Annotated in this window: 20 protein-coding genes; 12 read left to right on the forward strand and 8 right to left on the reverse strand. The window is 39.7% G+C overall.

The window, feature by feature from the left end; translation table 11 throughout:
• Nucleotides 1–616 precede the first annotated feature (616 nt).
• Nucleotides 617–1,780: an MFS transporter gene (locus tag PVV59_RS04865; RefSeq protein ID WP_273754945.1), complete on the forward strand. Its 1,164-nt coding sequence runs from the start codon at nucleotides 617–619 to the stop codon at nucleotides 1,778–1,780.
• Nucleotides 1,781–1,986: 206 nt separating this feature from the next.
• Here PVV59_RS04865 and PVV59_RS04870 read toward each other — a convergent pair whose 3' ends face one another.
• Nucleotides 1,987–2,889 carry a polyprenyl synthetase family protein gene (locus tag PVV59_RS04870; protein ID WP_273754946.1) on the reverse strand — a complete coding sequence of 301 codons (903 nt, stop codon included), beginning with the start codon at nucleotides 2,887–2,889 and terminating at the stop codon, nucleotides 1,987–1,989.
• A 421-nt stretch (nucleotides 2,890–3,310) separates the two neighbouring features.
• On the opposite strand from PVV59_RS04870, the gene rpmF reads away from it, so the two are divergent.
• Nucleotides 3,311–3,490: a 50S ribosomal protein L32 gene (rpmF, locus tag PVV59_RS04875; RefSeq protein WP_005774555.1), complete on the forward strand. Its 180-nt coding sequence runs from the start codon at nucleotides 3,311–3,313 to the stop codon at nucleotides 3,488–3,490.
• Between the two features lie 962 nt (nucleotides 3,491–4,452).
• On the opposite strand, the gene PVV59_RS04880 is transcribed toward rpmF, so the two are convergent.
• The 3 genes from PVV59_RS04880 to PVV59_RS04890 all read right to left on the reverse strand — a co-directional run bounded on the left by PVV59_RS04880 (nucleotide 4,453) and on the right by PVV59_RS04890 (nucleotide 7,285).
• Nucleotides 4,453–5,037, reverse strand: coding sequence for a CarD family transcriptional regulator (locus PVV59_RS04880; protein ID WP_273754948.1), 585 nt, complete (start codon nucleotides 5,035–5,037; stop codon nucleotides 4,453–4,455).
• Between the two features lie 304 nt (nucleotides 5,038–5,341).
• Complete coding sequence (fdxA, locus tag PVV59_RS04885) at nucleotides 5,342–5,683, reverse strand: ferredoxin FdxA (RefSeq protein WP_273754949.1); 342 nt, start codon at nucleotides 5,681–5,683, stop codon at nucleotides 5,342–5,344.
• Between the two features lie 21 nt (nucleotides 5,684–5,704).
• Nucleotides 5,705–7,285: a hypothetical protein gene (locus tag PVV59_RS04890; protein WP_273754951.1), complete on the reverse strand. Its 1,581-nt coding sequence runs from the start codon at nucleotides 7,283–7,285 to the stop codon at nucleotides 5,705–5,707.
• Between the two features lie 599 nt (nucleotides 7,286–7,884).
• On the opposite strand from PVV59_RS04890, the gene PVV59_RS04895 reads away from it, so the two are divergent.
• Both PVV59_RS04895 and PVV59_RS04900 read left to right on the forward strand, forming a co-directional pair.
• Complete coding sequence (locus PVV59_RS04895) at nucleotides 7,885–8,796, forward strand: RNA polymerase factor sigma-32 (RefSeq protein WP_005774560.1); 912 nt, start codon at nucleotides 7,885–7,887, stop codon at nucleotides 8,794–8,796.
• A gap of 31 nt (nucleotides 8,797–8,827) precedes the next feature.
• On the forward strand, nucleotides 8,828–8,974 hold the full coding sequence (locus PVV59_RS04900) for a hypothetical protein (RefSeq protein ID WP_273754953.1): 147 nt from the start codon (nucleotides 8,828–8,830) through the stop codon (nucleotides 8,972–8,974).
• 220 nt (nucleotides 8,975–9,194) lie between these two features.
• Here PVV59_RS04900 and PVV59_RS04905 read toward each other — a convergent pair whose 3' ends face one another.
• Complete coding sequence (locus tag PVV59_RS04905; protein WP_273754954.1) at nucleotides 9,195–10,757, reverse strand: M48 family metalloprotease; 1,563 nt, start codon at nucleotides 10,755–10,757, stop codon at nucleotides 9,195–9,197.
• Nucleotides 10,758–10,918: 161 nt separating this feature from the next.
• Between PVV59_RS04905 and PVV59_RS04910 the strand changes: the two genes are divergently transcribed.
• The 4 genes from PVV59_RS04910 to rimJ all read left to right on the forward strand — a co-directional run bounded on the left by PVV59_RS04910 (nucleotide 10,919) and on the right by rimJ (nucleotide 14,994).
• Nucleotides 10,919–11,554, forward strand: a complete 636-nt coding sequence (locus PVV59_RS04910) for a thiamine diphosphokinase (RefSeq protein ID WP_273754955.1) — start codon at nucleotides 10,919–10,921, stop codon at nucleotides 11,552–11,554.
• Nucleotides 11,555–11,668: 114 nt separating this feature from the next.
• Complete coding sequence (locus PVV59_RS04915; RefSeq protein WP_273754958.1) at nucleotides 11,669–12,055, forward strand: glycine zipper domain-containing protein; 387 nt, start codon at nucleotides 11,669–11,671, stop codon at nucleotides 12,053–12,055.
• Entirely contained in the window at nucleotides 12,055–13,920 is a 1,866-nt protein-coding gene (locus PVV59_RS04920; RefSeq protein ID WP_273755057.1) for an ABC-F family ATP-binding cassette domain-containing protein, read from the forward strand. Before PVV59_RS04915 ends, PVV59_RS04920 begins: the two co-directional genes overlap by 1 nt.
• A 507-nt stretch (nucleotides 13,921–14,427) precedes the next feature.
• On the forward strand, nucleotides 14,428–14,994 hold the full coding sequence (gene rimJ / locus PVV59_RS04925) for a ribosomal protein S5-alanine N-acetyltransferase (RefSeq protein ID WP_273754960.1): 567 nt from the start codon (nucleotides 14,428–14,430) through the stop codon (nucleotides 14,992–14,994).
• Between the two features lie 319 nt (nucleotides 14,995–15,313).
• On the opposite strand, the gene PVV59_RS04930 is transcribed toward rimJ, so the two are convergent.
• Complete coding sequence (locus PVV59_RS04930; RefSeq protein WP_039760779.1) at nucleotides 15,314–15,574, reverse strand: DUF2312 domain-containing protein; 261 nt, start codon at nucleotides 15,572–15,574, stop codon at nucleotides 15,314–15,316.
• 266 nt (nucleotides 15,575–15,840) lie between these two features.
• Here PVV59_RS04930 and PVV59_RS04935 point away from each other — a divergent pair, with 266 nt between their 5' ends.
• Nucleotides 15,841–16,329: a DUF1036 domain-containing protein gene (locus PVV59_RS04935; RefSeq protein WP_273754962.1), complete on the forward strand. Its 489-nt coding sequence runs from the start codon at nucleotides 15,841–15,843 to the stop codon at nucleotides 16,327–16,329.
• Nucleotides 16,326–17,762 carry a pyruvate kinase gene (pyk, locus tag PVV59_RS04940; protein WP_273754964.1) on the forward strand — a complete coding sequence of 479 codons (1,437 nt, stop codon included), beginning with the start codon at nucleotides 16,326–16,328 and terminating at the stop codon, nucleotides 17,760–17,762. Before PVV59_RS04935 ends, pyk begins: the two co-directional genes overlap by 4 nt.
• 736 nt (nucleotides 17,763–18,498) lie before the next feature.
• On the opposite strand, the gene PVV59_RS04945 is transcribed toward pyk, so the two are convergent.
• Complete coding sequence (locus PVV59_RS04945; RefSeq protein WP_273754967.1) at nucleotides 18,499–18,876, reverse strand: cell division protein ZapA; 378 nt, start codon at nucleotides 18,874–18,876, stop codon at nucleotides 18,499–18,501.
• Nucleotides 18,877–18,904: 28 nt separating this feature from the next.
• On the reverse strand, nucleotides 18,905–19,180 hold the full coding sequence (locus PVV59_RS04950) for a DUF4164 domain-containing protein (protein WP_005774573.1): 276 nt from the start codon (nucleotides 19,178–19,180) through the stop codon (nucleotides 18,905–18,907).
• A 347-nt stretch (nucleotides 19,181–19,527) separates the two neighbouring features.
• Between PVV59_RS04950 and tkt the strand changes: the two genes are divergently transcribed.
• On the forward strand, nucleotides 19,528–21,534 hold the full coding sequence (gene tkt / locus PVV59_RS04955; RefSeq protein WP_273754968.1) for a transketolase: 2,007 nt from the start codon (nucleotides 19,528–19,530) through the stop codon (nucleotides 21,532–21,534).
• A 181-nt stretch (nucleotides 21,535–21,715) separates the two neighbouring features.
• Nucleotides 21,716–22,723, forward strand: a complete 1,008-nt coding sequence (gene gap, locus PVV59_RS04960) for a type I glyceraldehyde-3-phosphate dehydrogenase (RefSeq protein ID WP_273754970.1) — start codon at nucleotides 21,716–21,718, stop codon at nucleotides 22,721–22,723.
• Nucleotides 22,724–23,103 lie beyond the last annotated feature (380 nt).

The following is a 23,103-nucleotide window of genomic DNA, read 5'->3' on the forward strand; positions in this document are numbered from 1 at the left end:
TTTTTCTATACAGTTCTTAAGATTTGAGATGGTACCATAAGAGACATTTTAGTTTTTACTTCTAACGTTTTTACGCACTTATCATCTCTGTTTGTAATAGGATCCGTTAAGTAATTTGAATTGATGCACTATGAGTGGGTGAAAGAATTGTACAATATTCAAGATGCTCATTCGACATGCAAAACAATGAATGATGATTATAAATCAATGTATTGTGTGTTATAGATTGCTTTGTACGGTGAGAGCTATTGCACTGCTTATGATCTCAAGGAAAACCAGCTGTTAGGCATGTTATCAAAAGCCTATGACTGATATCGATGCGTTTGAGTTTGTTAAGACTATTCAGCAAAACGATATGAAGATTTTGCTAGATCCGTAAATGTGGATGCTGGCTTGTTGGCGGTTCTTGCGTTCGTGGAATATTAAGAAGGCTTTGACAAATTATAAAAAGAACATGTTTCATTCTTCCGGTATTTTGAGGCATTTTTCCAGCTATAAAATTGATAGGACTGAAGATCCTTATAGCGGTTATAGTCCTATTTGTCATAAAATCAGCTTTATATGGATATAAAATAATGTATATAGATGCCTTTTTTTGGCGTTATTGGGGGAATGCATGAAAAGTATATTAGCTTTTGGCTTTTTATTTAATGGTATAAGAATTCTAACAGGCGCCTTTATTGTTTTTTATATGCTTGAAAAAGGCTTAACGCTTATTGATATCGGGATCATTAAGTCATTTCAGGCTTTTATTATAATGGTTACTGATATTCCTCTGGGGTATTTTGCCGATCGAAAAAGTTATAAAATATCGATTGTTTTAGCAGCGGCTTTTGCTGCTATATGGCTCTTTCTTATGGGAGTTTCTACAAGCTTTTACGGTTTTCTTTTAGCAGAATCTTTTAATGCCTTATCGCTGACATTGATTGCGGGGGCTTATAATGCTTTACTTGTGCAATATGCAAAAGCAAAAGTGACATCGACTAAAAAGGTGCTGGGATTAAGTTCTCAATATAATTACATTGGCATGTTTATCTTTAGTTTGATTGGTGCTTATTTTGCTGATTATTCGAGCCAATATATATGGTATATCGCGGCATTTTTAATGTTGATGACAACATTCTTTGGTCTATTTTTTCTGGATGATCTTAAAGGAGAAAAAAGACCTAGCCACAGAAATTCTCTTCAGGCAAATTTTTTCGCTTGTGAAACTAAAGAGATGATCTCTATTTTTGTTCAAGTTCCTTATATCTCTTTATGCTTTTATTTTTCATTGATTTTTTTCAATATCTTTTCGCAATATTGGCAGTGGATCTTTAAAGATCATCATATTCATGTCACTTATTTTGATCTTGGAGTGACATTTTCGCTGATATTGCTCTCTCAGCTCTTGGCTAGTTTTCTCTTTACAAACTTAAGTGAGACGATAAATTTTATTTTATTGCTGCTTCTTTCAGCATCTCTGATTTTTACAATGACTTTCTTTGAACCAAGAAAAGAAATTGCTGTCATTTTAGTCTGTATAATTTTTTATCTCATTAAGTATACATATCTGCGTGTAGAAGTTGTTTTGCACGATAGTATTAGTGATCATTTCAGGGCTACATATGAATCTTTCTTGTCAACTGTTGGGAGATTTAGCTTATTGGTATTTTTTTACATGAGTGCGTATATGGTTGATATATCTGGCTTTTTCTCACTCGTTTATATTTTTGCTCTTTATTTATTGGTTTACTTGTTGGCAGTATTTTTTTTAGAAGGAATGCGCAAAAAAGTTTAGTGAGATTATGATTACACGTGTGTTTTATAAATTCATGTGCTTGTTTTAATATACCTCTGGTTTGTCATATCCATTGTATGATGAGCTCAATAATATCATGGAGATCAATGGTAAGATTTTTTAAAAAAATCTCTTGGACATTTAACAAAGAGGATGGTGTAGGCTCTGTACAATAGAGCGGAATGTAATAGGGGGGGCGGATGACGTTAATTTTTGCGTATTGCACTAAAGCGCGCTGCTTGTTGGAGAGGGAGTGCTTTGATCCCAAAAGGGTGTAAGAGGGCTTCTGCTTTTGTGATGATGGCATCTCGCTTTTTTTGGGTTTCTTCAATGCCATAGAGACGAACAAAAGTTGCCTTTTGTGCTGTTTCATCTTTTCCAGCGGTTTTTCCCAAAGTCTGTGTGTTGACAGTAACATCAAGAAGATCATCGGTTAATTGAAAGGCTAAACCAAGATAGGTTCCAAAAGACGCCAACTTTGTCGATAATTCTTCTGACGCATTGCCAATGATGGCGCCTGCTTGGCAAGCAAAGCTTATCAGGGAAGCTGTTTTCATGCGTTGTAGTGTGATGATGTCAGTACTTTCTTGTGGTCTTTTTTCAGCTTCAAGATCCAGCATTTGCCCCCCTAGCATACCACCAAGTCCGGCTGATTGTGCAAGAGCTGTGATCAATTGTATTCTCATCTCTGTAGATAGTGCATCAGCTTTATGGGCAATGATTTCAAAGGCAAATGTCAAGAGGGCATTGCCTGCTAGAATTGCTGTTGCTTCATCAAATTCTATGTGGACGGTGGGTTTCCCGCGTCGGAGGATATCATTATCCATGGCCGGAAGATCATCGTGAATGAGTGAATAACAGTGAACACATTCTAAGGCACATGCAACATCAAGTGAATGTTCTACAGGGATATCAAAAAGTGCAGCACTTTGAATCACGAGAAAAGGACGCAAGCGTTTTCCACCGTTTAGCACCCCATAGCGCATGGCTTTGATTAAGTTTTCAGGGCGTGAAATTTCACCAGTTTGGATTTGATCACTTAACAGTGTGCTCAGTCGGCTTTCAATGCTTTGGCCATGTTTTGCAAGAAGGGTAGTAAATTCGTGCATTCTTGCTTCCTTTGTTTTTACAAAAATGAAAAATGATGATGTTCAAAGAGAGGCTATTGCTTTTTCTTGTTTTTATCAATGGGGGTAGGTTTTTATTAAAAATCAATCTCTCTTTATTATGCGTATCTCTACTGTATGCGCAAATCTCTTTTAAAGCTCAATAAAATAATGCCAAATAAAAAATTAAATGTTAACTTTATGAAAATACTTTCATGGGTGTATAAAACTTATAAACTTTGTGGTGCTTTTACTCTTCATTTGGTCAATGTGACATCATTTTTGCTAAAAGGAAGGTTATTTTGACATTGCCTCTTCTTTTTTATCAGTATATAATGCTTTCAAATTTTATGGTGTTTTTAAATGAAGCATTGTCATTTTTGACATTGCTTTTTCTGTTTTAATGGATTTGGAGTGACTTTTTATGGCTGTACCTAAACGAAAAACCTCTCCAGCGAAGAGGGGCATGCGCCGTTCGGCTGATGCTCTGAAGGCGCCGACTTATATCGAGGATAAAAATTCTGGTGAGTTGCGTCGCCCTCATCATATTGATCTAAAAACGGGAATGTATCGTGGACGTTCCGTTTTAGTGGTTAAGGATTGAGTGTTTTATCTCTCTTCTATGCTTAGGTTTCCTTTGACTTCTTGGTGAATGCACGCTCTTTGATCGTGCATTTTCTGCTTTCTGGAATAGAGGGTAAGATTTTTCCGTAAGAAGATGATTCTATTGTGGGAGGTGATTTTCTTGTTTTCTTGAGAGACGACAAAGGATTGGCTTGTGTGCAGTGTCTTTTAAAGAATAGAGATGACGGTTTGTTTCATGCTTTCCTTGTTCTTTGATGAAAACAACTATCATATAAAATAAAACGCTCCAAAAGGGATATCTTTGTATTGTAACATCATCTCGTGTTTTTTTAAGAACCTCTTGCAACGTGCTTTTCAGCCCATTTTGCGATAGTGCTTCGTAAAGGGTATAACAAAAGCCCCATGAAATAATATAAAATTTATTTACCTTTAGGCTTCATGAAATTGCAGGCTAGCACTCTCATACACTTTGCGAACTCGTAGGTGTGAGAATAGCTTTTGACTCTTGAAATGGTTCATAATAGACACGCCTTTTTTGTAAAGTTTTTACTCACATAACCTCTCCGCTTGTAACGAGTAAGCGAGTATTTTTAATTGATTGAACATGGAATAAATTGGAAACAAAAAAATCTTACGATATTCGAGGGGGGCATTCAATATAAGAAAAAATGATAAATTATCTTTATAAATCAATATGTTGAATTACATGGGGTGTGTGAGGGAGTTATTTGAATGGTTTAATGGGAGAAAATCTTTCTGGATTCAGACTGATGATTGAATATAAAAATGATGTGTTATGATAATTAGTCAATGAGCTTGCTATGAAAGCGCATGAAGTGGTGGCGAGTGCAATTCGTCGAAAATTAGAATGTTGATTGGCGCTTTAAGAAACTTTATCCTTGAGAATACAGAGAATGATAAAAAATAAAACCAGCTTTTGGCTGGTTTTATCAAACTATTCTGTTGTTATGAAAGAGTGTATTATGCAGCGTAGACAGCTTTACTGTTTTCAGCTGTTTCTTCTCTTTCAGTTTTAAATTCACGTTTGGGCTTATTGGAAAGGTGCATCTCGATGAGGTTAATTGCTTCTGTTTCAGAAAGGCTATTAATAACTGCAATTTCACGGGCCATTCTTTCAAGAGCAGCGGTATAAAGCTGACGCTCAGAGTAGGATTGTTCGGGCTGTAGGTTAGAGCGAAAAAGATCACGGACCACTTCAGCAATACAAATAAGATCTCCTGAGTTGATTTTAGCATCATATTCTTGAGCACGACGGGACCACATGGTCCGTTTAACGCGTGCTTTTCCATGTAAAACTTTTAACGCGCGTTCGACGGAATCTTCAGCAGATAATTTACGCATTCCAACGGAAAGAGCTTTTGCAATAGGGACTTTGACATCCATTTTATCTTTTGCAAAATGAATGACAAAGAGTTTTAATTTATGTCCAGCAACTTCTTGATCTTCAATCGCTATAATTTGTCCTACTCCATGCGTGGGGTAGACGATATATTCAGAGGTTGCAAATTCTTTAGTCTTTGAGGACGTTCCATGTTGGGATGCCATAATCTTAGTTTACTCCCTTATGATCAACAAATGCATCGGAAAACAGGTTATAAACCTGAGGGTTGAGTTTTCTTTAACCAAGTATATTGTATCAATTAAGTGAGCATAAAAGCCGAGTACTTTTAAATTCAAAAAAAATACATTGCTCTACTAAAAAAAGCAAAGAAAAATACTTAGAAAGATGATCATGTTAGAATAACACTAACATCAAACTTCAAAAGAATCAATCATTTCGCTTGAGGATTTTTTATTTTTACAAGAGAAGTCTTTCAATTGTTGCAAGAGAGCGCTGTACACTGTAGCATTACTCTTCTCCACTTCCTGGATTTTCTGAAAAATACTTTTCTAATTTGTTTGGAACGCCATCCATTTCTTTGGCTTGAGGAAGGGGTTCTTTTCGGGTTGTCAGATTAGGCCATTTGTTTGCATAATGAAGATTAAGTTCTAACCACTGTTCGAGTCCTGGTTCTGTATCAGGTATAATGGCTTCTGCTGGGCATTCTGGCACACAAACACCGCAATCGATGCATTCATCAGGGTGAATGACCAACATATTTTCACCTTCATAAAAACAATCAACAGGACAAACTTCAACGCAATCCGTATATTTGCAGTGAATGCAGTTGTCGGTTACGACGTGGGTCAAGATCAAACTCCATTTGTTACTTTAATGCTCTTTAGAGGAAAATGTGTGTGTGTCTTTATGGTTGGTGAGTTGATCGCGTAGCACAGCTAATTTTGCAAAAGGTGAATCAGGGTTAAGAGGTTTTTCTTTTTGAAAAGGCTTATAATTTTCACGCTTTCCTTGAGATTTATGAAACTTATGAGAACGTTTTGTTTGTGGAGCTGCTTCTTGAGAGGAATTTCCATTTGCACTGTCCCCTCTTTTTACAGCGCTCTTCGGTTTATTTTTCCACTTATGTCCAGATTTATCACGTTTTTTTTGTGTGTGGTGGTGAAATTGATGCCTATAATGCCATAATAAAATAACTTTATCTTCCGCGAGAGGGGGAGTGGGCTTGGTAAAATTTCCAACAGGTTCAGCTGCTGGTAAATAATTGGTTTTATGGGGATGTTTTTCAATATGAGAGGATAAACTGTTCAGAGATGAAGTATTTTTTTCTTCTTGTGTTGTTTCTGAAATACTGATTGTTTGCCATAGATTGCCAACAAACTCTGCTGGTCGGGTTTCTTGTGTTGTCGCCTTGACAGAAAAAGAGGCTTGGTGTGCAAGAAGATTTTGTTCAAAAATAGTACTGCTTATACTGTATGATTGATAGCCAAGTCCTTTGAGGATTTCTTCCATATCATTCCCATTGGCCCCAAGAATGGACATCATGGCTGGGGTCACAAAAAAGCTTTTGCCGTCATAGGCGCCATCGGGTTTGGGATCACTTCCTTGTTTCCACTGAAGGGTGGGGCGGATGAGATTGGCAAGACGTTCTAAAATATCAATCCGTACGGCACGTTGTCCTAAGATTCGGTACCCGGCTAATTGATAAAATTGGCGGTTATAGGTAGGCTCAACAATCAAAGAGGTTCGACCGGCAGATAACGCTGTAAAAATCTCACCCAAGCCCGTTTGGTCTTGTCCCGCATTTTGAAGGTTCCACAAAAGGGTAATGGCTTGGACCGGAGCAGGTTTAAGCATGCCTGCAACATAGATATGAAAAGCACCAAAACGCACACCTAGACGTCGAAGTACGGCACGTGATTCTTGCCCAAGGTTTTTGACAAGGTCTAAAACTTCGCGGCGGGGTAAAACCCCTAAAGCGTTGACCAGTTGTAAGGCAAGATTGTTGGTTGAATCTGTTAAATTATCAGCATTGCGCAAATCAAAAAGGGGCTTTAAAGCCGTTTCAAAATGAAAGGTTACAAAGCGTTCTAATCGTTTTATGACGTTATCGCGGGATTCTCCGATGAGTTGCGTGTCTGCTAAAACAATCAGTTTGGGTTTGAAAAAATCTTCTGTCGCAACAAGTTGTCCCACAGGTTGACCAATCCAGCGCACAATGCCATCAGAACTGAGGGTAAAATCACCATTTGCACAAGAACAAAAGCGCGTTGCGCGTTTGGAAAACGCAAGAATCAAATTTTCATTCTCTATTGAGTATTGATGCTCAGCTGTTTGATCACTATTATTTTTGTTGGCATAAAAACGAAAACCTTCAAATTTACCCCTTCCATATTTTTCAATGAGAATATCATCCTGAAGAATCTCATTCTGTTGAACAATCTTGCTATCCATGATCATTTTCTTTCTCAGTGTGACAGTGCTAAAAAGCCTTTTGCGACAACTCCATAATGCTGTTCTTTCTTTAACACGTTTGTTGCGCTTGCTTCAATCATTCTGTCGTTTTTTGATGTTTCTTTTTGCGTCTTTAAAACTTAGATGCTGCTTTTTTATTCAGTTTTCATTCAGTTGGGATAGTTTATATTTGTAGATTACACTTATTGGTTGTAATGTAAAGTTGAAAGCGTAAAAAGCATAAACAGATTCTCTAAAATTAAAAGGAAATGGAATCGGTCATCAAAAAAACAGCATGTATTTTATCTGAGCATTTTATTTTTTTGCTGTTTTGTCATGAAAAGTTAAGAAAAAGTTTTTTTCAAATATTTCATAGACTAAAAGGCATATTGTGGGGGTATTTTGCAGGTGAAATTATGTCTTATGGCAAGAAGTTTTACCATGGTCATAAAAAAAACAATTGCGATTATAAATTTACACGCTAAAGTAGAGAGCTCAGAAGTGGACAACTTTTGAGTTCTTTTTAAGAAAGAACTTAAGAAAGAACAATGATGTCGTTGCCAAATCAATTTTGATAATTTTAATCGCAAGGGGTTATTATGGGTAATCTTTCAAATGCTGTTTATAAAAGCAGCAAAAATTATAGCGATGCAGACAAAAGCTTAGGACGGAATATGATGCGTTCTGCTATGCAAGCACCTTATCTTGAACGACAAAAAGAGCATGATTTGGCTCTGCGATGGAAAGATAAACGCGATGATGATGCCATGCATCAAATTGCTGCAGCTCATATGCGTTTAGTGATTGCTATTGCAAACCGCTTTAAACGCTTCAAAATGCCCCTAGGGGATTTGGTACAAGAAGGATATGTGGGACTGTTGGAAGCTGCTGCACGTTTTGAACCTGATCGGGAAGTGCGTTTTTCAACTTATGCAACATGGTGGATACGGGCTTCTATTCAAGATTATATTTTGCGAAATTGGTCAATTGTTCGAGGAGGAACCAGTTCTTCGCAAAAAGCACTTTTCTTTAATCTGCGGCGTTTGCGTGCAAAACTGGTGCAAGATGATAGTGCTTTATCAAAACAGGATATTTTTCGCACAATCGCTGAAAAGCTTGGTGTTTCCGTACGCGATGTGGAAACAATGGATTTTCGTTTTTCCAGTTCGGATAATTCTTTGAGTGTTTCTGTTTCTGAAAACAGTGATAATCCCATTGCGAAGATGGATGTTTTGGTCGATGAGAGTCCGCTTCCTGATGCTTTAATTGAGCAAGTGATTGATGGTCAACGCCGTACGCAATGGCTTTACGATGCGCTGCAAATTCTCAATGAACGGGAGCTAGAAATTATTCGCTTTCGTCGCTTAAATGAAGAGGGGGCTACTTTAGAAGTTTTGGGTGAAAAATTAGGAATTTCAAAAGAACGCGTACGCCAAATTGAAGCACGAGCTTTGCAGAAATTGCGTTCTGCTCTCCTTACGGTTCATTCAGAAGATGCTTACGATATATAAGCCGTGAAAGACTTTGTGAAGGGGAAGGAGAGTGCGTAGGTGTGGGGGCGTAGGGCATGATGAAGCTCTGGTTGAGGGTCCAGTTTGCTTTGTCAAGTTATACGCCTCCTTTTGGGGCGCCTTTGGGGGGGGGCGCCTTGAGCCCCGTCTTTATGAGCAGAAGAAGATTGGAGGGTAATGTTTGTTTGAGAATATTTATGCAGAAATTGCGTTTTGCTCTCTTTGATAAGTTCATTTTGGAAGATCTTCACACTATATAAGCCGCGATAGGCTTTTTTAGGGGATATAGGTGAGGGGATGTCGGGCGTGATGAAGCTGGTTGCATCTACGAATATTTTTTTTGGGGGGTGTGTGATTAAAGACAGAAAAGAATCAAGATTGTCGCAGATAAAAAAACCTTATTCGGTGATAATTTTTACTTTTGTACCGGCGCGTAACGTTTGAGTTGGTGAGAGGGCATTGAGAACCCGAAAGAGTTTTTCTTTGTTTGGTATGTGTTGCATTTTATTGGCAAGGTTTGCAACATTTTCTCCTTGTTTAACGCGGATAATACTGATCTTTAAGGGTTTCAATTTTTTTAACTCTAAAGTTGAAAGAGGGTGAAAGCTTTGGACCGTTTTTTGGGCAATTTCTGCAAAATTTTGAGAATTATAGGGGGCGGCTGTTAGAAAACGAAAAATATGATTATTGAACGGAATGACAACCACATCAAATTGCCATTGTTCATGAGTCGCACGGGCTTGTGCCCCAAGTAAATTTTGACTTAAATGTCCTTGATGGGAGAGCCCTTGAATTATGAGGGGGTGGATAGATGATGGGTCTAGCCCGATAATCCCCCCACTTTTCAAATAATCACTTGCAGACACTCCTGCAGGTCGGGGAATGGCATCAAAGCGAATCGCAATTTTATTGGGGCCGCTGGCCCAAACGGTTTGTGCTGAATATTCTATTGTAAAATTGTTGGGAACAGAAAAAGCGATGCGCCATTTTGGATGAATAAATTCATTGTCGCGTACAAATCCTGTGTAAAAGCTTCCTCCAAAAGTCATGCCATCAATGCTCTTGAGAAAAGAATCACGATCAGTATTTCCACTATTTTGTTGATTGATTTTATGGGCTTTTTCTATCGCAAGCCGAATGCGTTGAGGGGTGGTTGGGTGAGATGCTAGAAAGTCTAAGGAAGCATTTGGGATACCAGAAATATTCTGAAAAGCACTATAGGCTTCCATTGTTTGAAGAAAGCGCGGTGAAGCAAATGGATCATATCCTGCTTGTTGGAGCATTTCAAGGGCAAGGGAATCAGCTTCCAGCTCTTGATTGCGGGAAAATTGCGCAAGTTGTTGCTTGTTGTATATAGGATTGTGATTTTTACCCATAGAAGAAAAAAGATGTGGAGACATATGATTTGTCATCTTCTTCAATTGGGCTTTTTTTTGTAGGCGTAAAATGCCATGATTGGCTCTGATATGGGCCATCTCATGGGCTAAAATTGCGGCAACTTCTGAAGAATCATTGGCAAGTGCTAGCATACCTCGGGTGATGTAGATTGAGCCATTGGGGAGTGCAAATGCATTGACATTTTCTGAGTTTAAAATTGTGACAGAATAGCTTTGAGGAGAATGGTGGGATGCAATGGTTAGTTTACGGATAATTTTTGCTAAAAAGCGTTCAAGTTTTGCATTATGATAGGCGCCACCATACATTTGTAAAATACGGGGGTGTTGCAGAGCACTTAATGTGACATAGATATTGTGATTGTTGGTATGTTTGATCGTTTTAGAAGAAGTGGAAGAAGGTCTATCATTTTGAGAAAGGGGTGTATGACAAGCCGAAAGGAGAAACGTTAAACTGATGAAAGTTGCTTTATACAGGCACGAGTGAAAAAGAAAATTTCGTTGAAAAATGAGGTGCGTTGGACCATGGTGCACATTATTTCTGCGGAGTAATTTGGCAAATTGCATTTGTATCTTTTGTATCTTTGTATCGTGCGTGTGTGTCTTTTTGAGAGAAGCTTTAGGGATGAGGATTCATTTGGCTATATCATGGTTATTGTTTATAAAAAATAGCTCTCATGGATAAAGGGATGCTCGAGATGAAAATTTTGTGAAAGGCAAAATGTGGCATGACAACATTTACGATATTGTTAAATGGGGATCTTTTTATCACTGATCGTTTGCTTAATCAAATTCAAAACAGTCGGGTGATTGCTGCGGATGGTGGGATGCGTCATGCGGCAGCACTTAACGTGTCGCCTGAGTTATGGTTGGGGGATTTCGATTCATCTGATCAGACTCTGATTGACAAATATAGCCATGTTCCGCGTGAAGTTTTTCCCTCTGATAAAGATATGACAGATAGTGCTCTGGCTTGTGAAAGAGCGCTGCAAAATGGTGCTAAAAAGCTTATTTTGTGCGGTGCTTTGGGGGGGGAGCGAAGTGATCATAGCCTTTCTCATATGACGCAAGCGTTGATGATGGCTGAAAAAGGTGTTTCAGTATTGTTGACAAGCGGTTTGGAAGAAGGTTGGCCGGTTTTGCCAAAACTTGTGTCATATGATTTGCCTGAAGGATGTTTGTTTAGTCTTATCGGTTTTTCTGATTTACAAGGCTTAACGCTTGAAGGAGTAAAATGGCCAATTTGTGATAAAAATGTGTCATTTGGCTCTTCTTTAACACTTTCTAACCGTATTTGTGGAACCTTTTCTTGCCATTTAGGTTCTGGAAAAGCTATATTGTTAGCGTCTGTGCCTATTTCGTAAAGCTCTTCCAATATATTTTTGAATAAGGCAGGGGGGGGCTTAGTGATTGAGTGCCGACATAAACGATATATAACAATATATTATGTATTGATCTTGAGAAGGAGAGATTTTACTATGTTAAAATCAATTTTAAAAGTGGCCGTCGTCTCTGCGATTGGTTTTAGTTCGGTGGCTTGTACGACAACTGATGAACGCGTTGCTCGTTACGGTGTAGGAGGAGCTGCAATTGGTGCCTTGGCGGGTACAGCTATTGGTGGAAGTACACCTGGAGCAGCGCTTACTGGTGCGGCATTTGGGGCTTTGGCTGGAGCAGTAACGGGTGAGGCTGTAAATCAAAGAAGACAACAAAAACAAGCCTCACAATTATGCACATATCGTTCTCGCAGAGGACATGTTTACCAAGCACCTTGTGCGCAAAGAGTCCCAGTACGACAATTATGTACTTACCGTGATGCAAGAGGGGGGATGTATAAAGCACCTTGTCCGCGTCGCGTTCGTTAATGGCGGTGCCATTGCTGCGGCTTGACCGCATTTCCCTAACCTTTGGGATAACGCCTTTGCTCAACCAAGCTTGTTTATCGGTTGAGCAGGGGGCGCGTATTGCGCTGGTGGGCCGTAATGGTTGTGGAAAATCGACTCTGTTAAAGATTGCCGCAGGCATATTAGAGCCTCATGGGGGCGAAATTTTTCGCCACCCTCGCGTAACACTTCGTTATGTCGCTCAAAATCCGGATTGTTCAGATTTTGCAGATATTAACGCTTATATGGAAGCAGGATTGGACGAGACACCGGATGTTCAGTGGATCAATATGCTTCGCACAAATTTAGGATTTTCGGGCGCGGAAAAATTAGAAACACTTTCGGGGGGTGAAAAGAGACGTGTTTCATTGTTACGGGCCATTGCAGCAAAACCTGATATTTTGTTCTTAGATGAGCCGACCAATCATCTTGATTTACCAACCATTGAATGGTTGGAAGGGGTTTTGTCTTCTTTGCGTTCAGCGATTGTGGTGATTTCTCATGATCGACGATTTTTGGAAAATGTCACGCGTTCAACGGTATGGCTTGATCGTGGTACAACAAAAAGACTGGAAAAGCGTTTTTCAGAATTTGAGAATTGGCGCGATAAAGCTCTGGAAGAAGAAGCACTCGAACAGCATAAATTAGGGCGTCAAATTGTCCGTGAAGAGCAATGGTTGCGTTATGGCGTGAGCGCACGGCGTAAGCGTAATGTAAGGCGCTTGAGCGAATTAAAAAACTTAAGACAGCGTCATAAAACTTATAAAGGGCAACCGGGAAGTGCACTGTTGAGCGCTGCTAAAAGTCATGATTCTGGTCAATTGGTGCTCGAAGCAAAAAAAATTTCAAAATCCTATGGGGATCGCGTTATCGTGAAAGATTTCTCTTTACGCATTCAGCGGGGGGAGCGAATCGGTTTGGTAGGGCCTAATGGTATCGGAAAGACAACGCTTCTTTCCACGTTGATTGGGCAAGAAGCCGTGGATAGTGGAACGGTGAGGCATGGCTATAACCTCTCTATAGCATTGCTTGATCAGCAACGTATTCTCAATGAAGAAGAAACTTTGGCACATTATCTCACAGGGGGGCGGGGTGATACTCTTGTGATCAATGGGCAGGAACGGCATGTGGTTTCTTATATGAAAGACTTTTTATTTTTGCCGGAACAAGCGCGTACCCCCCTTAAAGAATTTTCTGGAGGAGAAAGAGCACGACTCATGCTTGCGCGCCTTCTTTCGCGTCCGGCAAACTTTTTAATTCTTGATGAACCAACCAATGATTTAGATATGGAAACTTTGGATTTGTTGCAAGAATTTATTGCTGATTTTGCGGGAACAGTGTTGTTGGTAAGCCATGACAGAGACTTTTTAGATCGTACTGTAACGCATATGTTGGTACCGGAGGGCGATGGTCATTGGGTTTTGTATGCGGGCGGTTATAGTGATATGATGGCGCAAAATAAACAGGCTTTGACCTTTCAACGCAAAGAAATAGAATTATTGCACCGTAAAGTATCTGCAAAATCTTGCGTAGAGAAGAGCGGAAAACATGCTTCCTCAACAGATCCTAGCTTGGATAGTGCGGGAGAGAAAAGAACACGAAAAAAATTGTCCTATAAGCAGGTTTATGCATTGGAAAAATTGCCTGAAGAAATCGCTGTTTTGCAAAATGAAATCAAAAAAATTGAACAAGAACTCTCTGACCCCACTCTTTATCGCAGTGATAAAGAACGTTTTGAGCGTTTATCAACTGCATTGGAAAAAAAGAAAAATACTTGCACACAAAAGCAAGAAGAATGGTTAGAACTTGAAATTTTACGCGAAGAAATAGAAGCGTGTTCACGGTAGTCTTAGATATTCATCTCTAAGAATTTTAAGAGATTCGTATTGTGTCACCACTTTTTATAAAGCGCTTGGACATATTAAAGAACTACGAGAGTGCCGTTGAGCTCATAAAGAGCAGATTTTTTAAAACATACTTTTGACTACGGGTAAAAATTATAACGCTGGTTAATGGCTTTTTTGCACAATTTTTGATAAAAAAAATCTTGATAAAGAAAAAATTAGTGGTGCGGTGCGTTTTTCAAAATGCTCTGTATACAAGCAAAGCAGCACTCTCACACACTTTGTCACTCCCCAATTTTGCTATAACTTGTAGCACTTGAGCGCATTTATAAAAAGCATTCTCTTGTTTTTGTCTTATACCTTAAACATACCAATCCTGCTTATGAAGGAACAAGAAAATGATCCTCATTGATTCTTATGTGAGAAGCCTTGTGATCTGAAAAGCTTACAGTATTTGACGTTATGTCACGACAAATCAACGTGTTATTGTGACCTGTCTAGGAGGAGAAAATGATAGCAATTAAAACAAAGCGAACGGTTTCCACATTGATTGGTGTAGAAGATGCTGCTGAACTGTCTGCATATTACTTGCGTAATGCGAATCATTTGCGTCCTTTTGAACCGTTGAGATCTGACGATTACCACACTCTAAGAGCTTGGAAAGTACGCGCCAATGCATTTGCTTATGAAAGCGCACAAGGGCAAGCCTATCGATATGCCGTACGACTCAAAAATGAAAATACAATCATCGGTGTTGTAAATTTCACAAATGTGGTTCGTGGTGTTTTTCAAGCCTGTCATCTTGGTTTTTCTCTTGATGAGAAACAACAAGGCAAAGGTATTATGTTTGAGAGTTTATCGGCTCTGATACGCCATATCTTTCATGTTTATCATTTGCATAGAGTGATGGCAAATTATAGACCTGAGAACATAAAAAGCGAACTTTTATTAAAGCGCCTTCATTTTGAAAAAGAAGGCTATGCCAGAGATTATTTGATGATTTCTGGAAAATGGAGAGATCATATTCTAACCTCTTTAATCAATGACCTTTATAAGCCCGTCAATAGACTTGAATAAAAGATTTGAATAAAGCTCTCTTAAGGGGCTTTTTACCAGATGTCTAAATATGCCGAATTTTTCACGATCTTAACAAGACGAAGATTCTTAACCATCTCTCTTCTGTAAACAATTCAGACCTTTGTTTAGCGAATTTCTGCTGCGGTCTCCTTTAAATGTGAGGGCTGTTGCAATGCTATGTATCCTGTGAAGTTGTCTTCTCACAAGTTATATGAATTTTGTGTTATTTTGCACAAACTACCCACAGTGGGCAGAATTTTTGTGTATTCATGCGGTTTTTTCCATTTTCTTAAAAATTTTTTCAATGTTATCAATGTTATTAACTCATCCCAAGCGCATTTTTATAAAGTTCAATGATGGCCTCTTCTTCCATTCGTTCGTGCTCTTCTTTTTTACGCAACCGTATAATGCTTCGAACAGCTTTGCTATCAAAACCAGAGCCTTTAAGTTCCGTGTAGACGTCTTTAATATCATCGGAAATAGTTTTTTTTTCTTCTTCTAGTCGTTCAATTCGTTCGATAAAAGAGCGTAATTGGTTGACGGATATAGCGTGTGTTTGATCGGTTACTGTATCATTCATTGTATTTTTCTCCAGGTTATATGTTTTAAGTTATTTCTTCGATGCTAAATTTATGTTGGAAAAGCTTGAAAAATAAAAAATCAATCAAGCACCACAGTTTTTTTTACAAATTGACTTTAAATATTTTGTAAAGTTTTTAAGATATATGCATTGATAAAAGGGCTATAAAAAGAAAAATATAAAAATATATGTTTTAAGACTTGAAAGGCTTTTGAAAAAAAAGATGTATGATGCGTTTTGGGAATTGATATTATAGAGGAAGTTTTGTGATTTTGAAAAAACAATATTGGGCATTTCAGAAAAGATTAAAGGTTTTTCTTTTGAGCATTTTGCTCTTATTTCCCCTTGTTGTTTGTGCAAAGGCTGACTTTAGGGTGTGTAATACAACGCAACAGTCTGTAGGGGTTGCTCTTGGATATCGTACGTTTTCAGGGTGGGTGAGCGAAGGCTGGTGGGTGGTTCCTGTGACAGAATGTAAAACCTTAATCGAAGGACCTCTTGCTTCGCGGTTTTATTATTTTTATGCAGAAGGAGCACAAAAAAAAGGAAGCTGGGCAGGCTCTGTCACCATGTGTGTGCAAGATAGCCAATTTACCATTCAAGGGGTTCATGATTGTTTCCCACGTGGATATCAAAAGGCTGAGTTTAAGGAAATCGATACCGGTAATCAAACCAGTTGGATGGTACAGTTGACGGATGATTCTTTGTTCAACAATTCAGTTGCCTCTTCTCTTTCAGGAAACTCTCCACCGTGAAACGGACCCGTAAAGTAAAAATTATTGCGACTCTTGGTCCTTCTTCTTTTTCTCGTGTAATGATTGAGAAGCTTTTTAGGGCAGGGGCGGATGTTTTTCGCCTTAATATGAGTCATACGGATCGTGACACATTGAGCGATTTGGTCAAATCGATACGGGAGGTTGAAAAAACGGTTCAGCGTCCCATTGGTATTTTGGTGGATCTTCAGGGACCAAAACTGCGTATTGGGTGTTTTGACAAAGGTCAAGAAGATTTGCGTGTCGGGCAAAGCTTTACGTTAGATCATCGCGATGTGGCTGGCGATGCACAGCGTGTTTTTTTTCCTCATGAGGATGTCTTTTCGGCGATTCAACCAGGGGATCGCTTGTTAATTGATGATGGAAAATTGGAACTGCGCGCTGAAGTGTGTGGTGATCATTTTGTTCAGTGTCGTGTGGTTGCTGGAACCCGTATTTCTGATCGAAAAGGTGTAAGTTTTCCGGATACAATTTTGCCTTTTGATTCGATGACCTTAAAAGATAAGGCTGATCTTCAGGCTTTGTTACAGCAGTCTGTTGATTGGGTTGCCCTTTCTTTTATTCAGCGTCCAGAAGATATTATAGCGGTGCGCCGGTTAACAAAAGGCAAGGTGTCTTTGATGGCTAAAATCGAAAAGCCTCAAGCCTTGGAACATATAGAAAAGATTATTGAAGTTTCTGATGGTATTATGATTGCACGCGGAGATCTCGGGGTGGAAATGCCTTTGGAAAAGGTTCCTGCGATTCAGATGGAGCTGATTAAAGCTTGCCGTTTAGCTGGGAAACCAGTGGTGGTGGCAACACAAATGCTCGAGTCAATGATCACATCTCCTGTGCCAACGCGTGCAGAAGTATCGGATGTGGCGACTGCGGTTTATGCTGGAACAGATGCGGTGATGTTGTCGGCTGAATCTGCTTCTGGTCGTTATCCAGAAGAAGCGGTGCTTATGATGGATAAAATCGCGCGGCAAATTGAACAAGATCACACTTATGCTGCTCAGGTTGGAGCACAACATCCAACACCAGAATCAACTGGGACGGATGCGATTTCTCTTGCTGCGCGTCAGATTGCTGAAACACTTTCACTTGCCGCTATCGTTGCCTATACGGCTTCAGGAACAACGGGTCTGCGCGCTTCTCGTGAGCGTCCTAATAGACCGATTATTGCTTTATCGCCCATTGTGAAAACAGCACGGCGTTTGGCACTCGTTTGGGGACTTCATTGTGTGGTTACTGGGGATGCGAAGAATTTAGAGGATATGGTTGATCGTGCAGCTACCATTGCCTTTCAGGAAGGTTTTTGCCAAGGAGGGGATCGTTTCCTTGTGACAGCTGGTGTTCCCCTTGGAACGCCTGGTGCAACAAACCTTTTGCGTATTGCCTCTGTCTCTCCAGATGGAACGAAGGGGATTTGATCCGTTTACACATGGTGTTTTTTCATGCGCCTTTGAATGGGGTTTTAGGAACAACGGGGTCTGCGCACTTCTCGTGAACGTCCTAATAGACCGATTATTGCTTTGATCTTCCATTGTGGAAACAGTACGGTATTATAGCGTTTGGGCATTAGTTTTGGGGTGGGATGCGGTGATATGGGAATTTTATCTTTCCTTTTGAAGAGGGGCGCCTATGGTGAAAAATTTTTTCTATCATCTTTTTAGATATGTTTCAGATCGCTTTATTGATGTTTTATAAGCGAGAGATTCATTGATCATGAAAATTTATTCTTTTGCTATTTGAATGAGAGCTTTAAAATTTTTTTTATTTTAAGCTTTTGTGAATGGATAAAACTTTTGCAAATAGAGCAAATAGAATTGAATAAAATTATGTATCCCCAAAAATCATGAAGGTCAGGCATGAAAATAAAGTAATGGGTGAACGTATTTTAAAAAGTATGCTGTTCATGCACCATTTTTATGTAAAAGTAATTGGCTTTAGGCATTATGATTTTTTAAACAATGACATTGGTTTGGGGGCATTGGTTTTGGTCATTTGTTGTGTGAGATATCTCATTGCAAGCGCGGTGGTATGAGGCGGAAGCTTTGAAGTATGAAGTGTTTGTGTATCAATGAAATATTCAAGAGAGTTTTTTGTGCCTTTTGAGGTGTGGAGTGGAAATCAAATCGGCTTGCTTTTTTTCGTGATGATGCGCGTTTAAAAGTCTTCCTGTTCTTGAATGTTTTTGCTACTTTGATCATCTTTGAGCAATTGGTTGGTGAGCTTTTCAATGCGTTGTGTGGTGTCACGCATAATTCTCCCCATAGCGCGCTCCTTTTCATTGTGGAGTCGTAAAAGAGCATCGTAGTTTTCTTGTAACTTTTTATTTTCTCGTTTTATTTCTTCCATTTCATCGATAATCATTATGCCCGCCATGACCGATAAACGATGGTCGCCAATTTCTCCAAAATTTTTCTTTAAATGGGTGATATATTGATCCAATTGAGTTGCAAGCGCAATAAGATGACTTTCCTGTCCTTTATTACAAGCCATGCGATAGTTTTTACCATCAATGGTAACGGAAACTGTTTCCATACGTTCAAACCTTTATTTATCTAAACCTTTATCTATCAATGACGACACGAATCGTTTCCATTGCTTTAATAAGACGTTTGGAAACTTCTTTGTTAACGGATTCTAAGCGTTCAATTTGGGCTTCAGCTTTGTCAAGCGCTTGGGCAAGATGGCTGCGGTCAGCATTCATGCGTTGAATTTCTTCTTCCCATTCGTTATTTTTATCAATAACGGCGTTGCGATTTATTATGGTGATCTCTAAGGTTCTCAGTGCTTTTTCTAGGTGCTCTAGAGCGTCTTGCAGAACCGTAGTCTCTTGGTTCATTACTTTTGTCCTTTGAGTAATTGTATCTTTTATCAATGCGTTATGCAAAAACGAATCACTTACATTTTCATAGTGTGCCTCTTTTATTTTTAAGTATGTAGGATATTTTATCAAGCAAAGCAGGGGTGAGATATAAATTAAAGGCTGGATTTTTTGCGCGTATTGTCATAAATGACATGGATATACAGGATGCGTGAGGGGAATGTGTTATTAGTGTTACGTGAAGTGATGACAAAAAGTCTCACGCTGATGATGAAAAAAGAGTATTTCTTAAGGAATTTAAAGAGAATTAAGAGAATACGGAAAAAGCAACAGTATAACGTATTTAACGAAATGGTCGATCATTCATGACAAATACCCACCAACAGAATCAGATGGCCAATGCTATCCGTTTTCTTGCTATTGATGCAATTGAAAAAGCCAACTCTGGTCATCCCGGCTTGCCAATGGGAGCTGCCGATATTGCTACGGTTCTTTATACACAATTCCTTGCTCATGACCCTAAAAAACCTCGTTGGCCTAACCGTGATCGTTTTGTCTTATCAGCAGGGCATGGGTCTATGTTGCTTTATGCTCTGCTGTATCTTTCTGGTTATGAAGATATCTCACTTGAGGATATAAAAAGTTTTCGCCAATTAGGGGCAAAGCTTGCAGGCCATCCAGAATATGGGCATGTGGCAGGAATTGAAACAACGACAGGACCTTTGGGACAGGGGTTAGCGAATGCCGTGGGGATGGCTCTTGCAGAACGGTTGCAAAATGCCCGTTTTGGTGATCTTATCAACCATTATACTTATGCTTTGGTGGGGGATGGATGCTTGATGGAAGGCATTTCGCAAGAAGCACTTTCCTTGGCAGGACATTTGAAACTTAATAAGCTTATCGTGTTGTGGGATGATAATAATATTTCTATCGATGGAGAAATTTCCCTCGCGGATAGTACAGATCAGGGTGCTCGTTTTAAAGCATCTGGTTGGAATATACTCAAAGTAAATGGGCATGATCAAGCCGCTATTGCACAAGCTATTGAAGCAGCACGCAAAAGTGATAAACCAACGTTGATTGCCTGTAAAACAACGATAGGCTTTGGGGCGCCCAATAAAGCGGGAAGCAATAAAGTTCATGGTGCCCCTTTAGGAGCACGGGAAATTGCTGAGACCCGTATCGCTTTAGGGTGGGAGGCAGAGCCTTTCGTTATTCCAGCCGATATTCTTGATAATTGGCGCTTGGCAGGGCTTAATGCCGCTAAAAGGCGACAAAAGTGGGAAGAAAAATTGGCTGATCTTCCTGTCTCAGAGCGGGTGGAATTTGAAAGGTTGATGCGTGGTGATCTTGTGGGGGGATTTGATGGTGCTGTGGATGCTTATAAACAGAAGCTTGTTGAAGAGTCTCCTGTTGTTGCTACGCGTAAAGCTTCTGAGATGGCTTTGGAAGTGATCAATGAAGTCGTGAGTGAGACCATTGGTGGTTCTGCCGACTTAACAGGATCTAATAATACAAAAAGCAGCCAGATGAAAAGTATCACGGCGGAGGATTTTTCAGGGCGCTATCTCCATTATGGTATTCGTGAACATGCTATGGGCGCCATAATGAATGGGCTTGCTCTTCACGGAGGCTTTATTCCTTATGGTGGAACGTTTTTATGCTTTTCTGACTATATGCGTCCTGCTATGCGCTTGTCTTCTCTTATGGGGCTGCGGGTGGTTTATGTCATGACCCATGATTCTATTGGGCTTGGGGAAGATGGTCCGACCCATCAACCCGTGGAACATTTGGCTTGCCTGCGCGCTATGCCTAATCATCTTGTATTCCGCCCTGCTGACGCTATGGAGACAATCGAGTGTTGGCAATTGGCTTTGAAAGCACGTGGGACGCCTTCAACCTTGGCTTTGAGTCGACAAAATCTACCGCTGTTGCGTCAAGAGTATGAAGAAGAAAATCTCTGTATGCTTGGTGCTTATGAATTGTTAACAGCCAGTGATGAAGCGCAAGTGACACTGTTTGCTTCCGGTTCAGAGTTGCAAATTGCGGTCAAAGCACGTGAAGTCTTAGAAGAAAAAAATATCCCAACACGTGTGGTTTCTGTGCCTTGTTTTGAACTTTTTTCTCAACAGTCTTGCTCCTATCAGCGGGCTCTCATTGGCGATGCGCCGATTAAAATCGCGATTGAAGCTGCTGTTGCTCAGGGATGGGACCGTTTTATTGGCTGTGATGGGGTTTTTATTGGTATGGAGAGCTTTGGGGCGAGTGGAACAATTGATGACCTTTATGCACATTTTGGTCTTACTTTTGAAAATGTCGTGGCAATTGTTGAAAGAGAGCTGGAAAAGAGTGAAGAAGAAAAGACAAAATGACAGTGTGTGCTGTCATGAGCGGGGTGTTTGTAGGGTATTATACTCTGTGCAGTGTTGTGGATAAGTGATTGATTTATCGAGATATTGACATCTTGGGAATTTATGGTTTGGGATTGGAAAATGCCCATTTGTTGTGTTTTAAATGTTATGCTTTAAAAAATTAGATGAGGAAACATGTGAAATGACAGTTCGTGTTGCAATTAATGGGTTTGGTCGTATTGGACGCAATATTTTACGGGCACTGATAGAAAGTGGACGAAAAGATATTGAAGTGGTCGCAATTAATGATTTAGGATCGGTGGAAACAAATGCCCATTTGTTGCGCTATGATTCAGTTCATGGCCGTTTTCCTGAGGATGTTAAGGTGGTGGGCGATGCCATTGATGTGGGAACTGGTTTAATAAAGGTCTGTGCAGAGCGTGATCCAGCACAATTGCCTTGGAAAGATTTGGATATCGATATCGCGTTGGAATGTACGGGCATTTTTACGGCGCGTGATAAAGCAAAGGCTCATTTGGATGCAGGGGCAAAGCGTGTTCTGGTTTCTGCGCCTTCAGAGGGTGCAGATCTGACGGTTGTTTATGGGGTTAATCATCAGTCTTTAAGTAAAGAACATCGTATTGTTTCAAATGCCTCTTGTACAACCAATTGTTTGGCGCCCGTTGCACAAGTTTTGCATAACACGGTGGGCATTGAAAGGGGCTTTATGACAACAATCCATTCTTATACGGGGGATCAGCCTGTTTTAGATACCATGCATCGTGATCTTTATCGTGCGCGTGCGGCCGCTCTTTCGATGATTCCTACTTCAACCGGAGCGGCAAAAGCTGTGGGATTGGTTTTGCCAGAATTAAAGGGATTGCTTGATGGGGTATCCATTCGTGTTCCAACGCCTAATGTTTCTGTGGTTGATTTGACATTTACTGCTCAGCGTTCCACAACAATTGAAGAAATTAATACAGCTATTGCGACTGCTGCACGAGGTCCTCTAAAGGGCATTTTGGACACTACGGAAGAAAAGCTTGTGAGTTGTGATTTTAATCATAATCCACATTCAGCGATTTTTCACAATGATCAAACCAAAGTGATTGATGGTAAGCTCTGTCGTGTTCTCGTTTGGTATGATAATGAATGGGGCTTTTCTAACCGTATGAGTGATACAGCGGTGGCTTTTGCCAAGACAATATAGATACCATAAGAAGGACCTTAGGGTCCTCTTTTTATAGGAAAAAACCTCGCTTTTGTACAAATTAAGGCGCATTCTTTTGAGAAAGTCGAGACAGGTTACTGTTTTTATGCGCTAGAGAGAAGATGCTGTTGAAAGATTGAAGGTGTTTTTGATACGAGGTGCTATGCGCTTTTAAAAGTTGCTTGAAAGAGTAAGGCTTGAAAAAGTAATGTCTGACACGGACCAACTTTTGAGAAAACGTCAGAAAACGAAAAAGGTAGACTCTTTTGCATAAAAGTAAAAAAATGTTTTAGTAAAAATAAAATTGAGCCAATGCATTTGTTGGAAACAATGGAATGGAGAAGATTAAGAGCAATGTGGGGCTTTTGTACATTTGACCA

The organism is Bartonella sp. MM73XJBT.G, assembly GCF_028618435.1.
In the GTDB taxonomy this organism is placed as follows: Bacteria; Pseudomonadota; Alphaproteobacteria; order Rhizobiales; family Rhizobiaceae; genus Bartonella.